Source organism: Sphingomonas sp. 66-10, assembly GCF_001897045.1.
Taxonomy (GTDB): domain Bacteria; phylum Pseudomonadota; class Alphaproteobacteria; order Sphingomonadales; family Sphingomonadaceae; genus Sphingomonas; species Sphingomonas lycopersici.
This window is the reverse complement of sequence record NZ_MKRR01000150.1, coordinates 70,123-73,889: the sequence shown is the minus strand read 5'-3', so window position 1 is coordinate 73,889 and position 3,767 is coordinate 70,123. Positions and strand designations below refer to the sequence as shown.

Genomic DNA, 3,767 nt, shown 5'->3' with positions numbered 1-3,767 from the left:
GCCTCGGCCGACGGCCAGGGGATCGTCGTGCGGTTGCCGGCGTGGCGCAGGATCATCGTCGCGGCGAGCGCGGGAATGTCCTGCGGGCGATCGGCCAGCGCGCGCGTGGTAAGCGGGAAGACCGACAGGCGGTAATAGAGGTCGGCGCGGAAGCGGCCCGCCGCCACCTCGGCCTGAAGATCGCGGTTGGCGCAGGCGATGACGCGTACGTCGACCGCCACCGGCTGGGTTGCGCCGATCGGCACGACTTCGCGTTCCTGCAGCACGCGCAGCAACTTGGCCTGCAGCGCCAGCGGCATTTCGGCGATTTCGTCGAGCAGGATCGTCCCGCCGTGCGCCGCGCGGAAAAAGCCTTCGCCGCCCGAGGAGGCGCCGGTGAAGGCGCCCTTCTGGTGGCCGAACAGCATCGCCTCGAGCATGGTTTCGGGCAAAGCCGCGCAATTGAGCGCAATGAACGGGCCGTCGCGGCGCGGCGAATTGGCGTGGATCGTCCGCGCCAGCACTTCCTTGCCGGTGCCGGTCGGGCCGTTGATCAGCACGGTGATATCGGCTTCCGCGACTCGCTCGGCGAGTGCGAACAGCGCGAGACTTTCGGGGTCGGCGGCGGTCGGCATGTCCGGGCCGGCGATCAGCGCGCGGGCGAAGGCGTTGCCGACGACCGAGTCGGTGTGGCCGAAGGCGATTCGCGCCGGGGCGCCGTCGCGCGCCGGGATCACGATTCGTTCCGCGTCGCCGCCCCCGATCACGACCGTGCGCGCGGGTGCCGGGATCGGCTCCCCGGGCGCCGTCAGCCAGATTTTGTCGGCGTTGACGCGGCTCTGCGGCGGCTCGACGGCGATGCCCTGAGCCCGCAGCGACGAGATGAGCGCAACATGGCTTTCCGCAACCGTGGCGGATGGAACGATAGAACGCATTGGCCCCCCTGAGCGTGTGAGCCCTAGATGGGAGAAAATAGTTAACGACGGGTGTAATGCGTTGCCGGCCGGCAGATTTTTTCCGGGCGCGCGCTCGCATGCGTGCGCCGGCACATCGCCCGCGCGCGAGGCGGGGCGGGGAGCGATTTTTTTCGTCGTCGATCGCTAAATCACGCCGATCGCCGGCCGTTTCAGGGGGCGACGGCCCAGCCATCCGCGCTAACGGGGGGCGGCGGAACCGTCAGTTACGACGGAGACTAGAAATGACGGTTATCGCAACCAACACTTCGGCGCTGCGCGCCGCCAACGCGTCGAGCATGGCGAACAGCGAATTGCAGACCGCGATGCAGCGCCTGTCGACCGGCAAGCGAATCAACTCGGCCAAGGACGACGCCGCCGGCCTCGCCATCGCCGCGTCGATGACCACGCAGATCACCGGTATGAACCAGGGCATCCGCAACGCCAACGACGGCATCTCGATGGCGCAGACCGCGGAAGGCGCGCTGGACGAAGTGACCAACATGCTGCAGCGCATGCGTGAACTCGCGGTGCAGGCCAACAACGGCACCTATTCGACCTCCGACAAGTCGAACATCGCCGCCGAGCAGAAGGCGCTCGCCGACCAGATCACCTCGGTGCTGACCAACACCCAGTTCAACGGCCAGAACCTGTTCGACGGCACCGCCGGCACCTCGGGCGCGGTGACGATCCAGTCGGGCGCCAACACCGCCGACACGGTGACGCTGACCTTCGCCGACATCAAGAGCACCGGCGCGATCAACACCGCGATCAGCGGCGCGAGCGCGACCACCCCGCTCACCAACCTCGCCAACTTCGACGCCGGGATCGCGGCGGTGGGCACCGCCCGCGCTGGCCTGGGTGCGGCGCAGAACCAGCTCCAGTCGGCGGTCAACAACCTGACCTCGAACGTCGCCAACCTGTCGGATGCGCGCAGCCGTATCCAGGACGCCGACTTCTCGGCCGAATCGACCAACCTCGCCAAGGCGCAGATCCTGAGCCAGGCGTCGACCGCGATGCTGGCGCAGGCCAATCAGTCGCAGCAGAGCGTGCTCAAGCTGCTTCAGTAAACGACGCGTCAAACGCTTCGGCGCCGCCCCCCTTAAAGGGCGCCGAAGCCGGCATGGGAACCCCGGCGGCCGCAAGGTTGCCGGGGTTTTCGTTTGCGGGGAGCTCCCCCGTCATCCCGGCCTTGAGCCGGGGTCCATCGGGAGGCAGGCGCGGAGCAAGGGGTTCCAAAGCATCGTGCGTCAATTTGAATCATCTATTCCCGTTCGCCCTGAGCCTGTCGAAGGGCGTCCTGTCACCCGAGAGTTGGGGCCGCCCTTCGACAAGCTCAGGGCGAACGGATTCTTTAATTGCGCATGATGCGCTGGCCGCCGCGTAGCGGGCACAATGGACCCCGGCTCAAGGCCGGGATGACGTCTGCTTGGAATGTGACGGGTAACGCCGCCGCTCAGCGCGCGGCGAGCGCTTTCTTCAGCCGCGCGTGCGCGGAGGATTTGATCTGGCACACCCGCGCCGCGCCGACGCCGAGCACGTGGCCGATCTCCTCGAGGTTGAGTTCCTCGACATGATAGAGGTGGATCACCGTCTGCTCGCGTTCGGGCAGCGCGGCGATCGCGGCGATCAGCAGGTCGCGCGCCTCGCTTTCGGCAAGCTGGTCGAACGCATTGGGCTCGTCGCTGGCGAACCAGGGCTGGTCGTCGGCATAGACCTCATCGATCGGATCGAAGCGCACGGCCTCGGCGGTGGCGTAATCGGCGCGCAATTTCTCCACCGTCACCCCCAGCCGCGCGGCGGCCTCGGCGTCGGTCGGCGCGCGGCCGAACTCGTTGGCGAGCTGTGCGACGGCGCGCTGATAGTCGCGGCGGCGGCGGATCGCGCCGCGCGTCATCGCGGCGTGACGGCGAAGCTCGTCGATCATCGCGCCGCGCAGCCGGGTCGCGAGATATTGGCGGAAGGTCACCTGCCCGCGATCCTCGAAGGCGGAAACCGCCTCGACCAACGCGACCAGCCCGACCTGCACCAGATCCTCGACCTCGACCGCGGTCGAGACGCTGCCGTGGATATGCCAGGCGAGGCGGCGGACCAAAGGGAGATGCTCGCGCACCAGCGCCGTCTCGTCTCGCGCGTGCGCGCGCGGCGAATAGGTCAGCGGGGTCGCGTCGGCGAAGGCGTCGCGGTGCGGTTCGGCGCTCATGCCGGCAGTGCCTCAGGCGCGCCGATGATCGCGACCACCTCGACCGCCTTGTCCTCCGGGACTTCGAAGAAGCTCATGACGGGGGTATCCGGCAGAATGGATTTGACGAGCTTGCGGATCGCGACGCGGATCGCCGGCTGGACGACGAGCGCGAACGGCTTCGCCTCGCTGATCAGCGGCTGCGCCGCGCGCTGCAGCGCATCGACGATGCGGCGGCCGAGATCGGGCTCGATCACATGGCGCCGCGCCGGATCGCTCCGCACCGCCTGGCCGAGCAACCCTTCGAGCCCGCCCTCGAGCGTCATCACGCGCAGCGGCTCGCGCACGCCGCACAATTTCTGGATGATCAGCGGGCCGAGTTCGGGGCGGATCAGCTCGACGAGCTCCTCGGCATCCTGCGTCTTTTGCGCGGCGACCGCGATCGCGCCGGCGATGCGGCGGAATTCCTTGAGCGGGATGCCCTCGGCGAGCAGGCTCTTGAGCACCGTGGTCAGCGTGGTCAGCGGCAACGGCTGCGGGGTGAGCGAGGCGACGAGCTGCGGGTTGCGTTCCTTCAAGCCGTCGAGCAGCGCCTGCACCTCGTCGGCGCTCAGCAGGTCGGCGGCATTGGCGCCGAGAACATGGTTAAGATG

The 3,767-nt window shown here is 68.3% G+C and carries 4 protein-coding genes; 1 reads left to right on the top strand and 3 read right to left on the bottom strand.

Annotated features, from left to right (window positions below; translation table 11 throughout):
- A partial coding sequence (locus BGN95_RS23160; RefSeq protein WP_286774163.1) for a sigma 54-interacting transcriptional regulator occupies positions 1-914 on the bottom strand: 914 nt, incomplete at its 3' end.
- A 263-nt stretch (positions 915-1,177) separates the two neighbouring features.
- Between BGN95_RS23160 and BGN95_RS23155 the strand changes: the two genes are divergently transcribed.
- Positions 1,178-2,002, top strand: a complete 825-nt coding sequence (locus BGN95_RS23155) for a flagellin N-terminal helical domain-containing protein (protein ID WP_179512791.1) — start codon at positions 1,178-1,180, stop codon at positions 2,000-2,002.
- A gap of 386 nt (positions 2,003-2,388) precedes the next feature.
- On the opposite strand, the gene BGN95_RS23150 is transcribed toward BGN95_RS23155, so the two are convergent.
- Complete coding sequence (locus BGN95_RS23150) at positions 2,389-3,135, bottom strand: sigma-70 family RNA polymerase sigma factor (RefSeq protein ID WP_265270569.1); 747 nt, start codon at positions 3,133-3,135, stop codon at positions 2,389-2,391.
- Positions 3,132-3,767 (bottom strand): FHIPEP family type III secretion protein (locus tag BGN95_RS23145; RefSeq protein ID WP_286774147.1); only part of this gene is annotated, 636 nt, incomplete at its 5' end. The genes BGN95_RS23145 and BGN95_RS23150, both read right to left, overlap by 4 nt.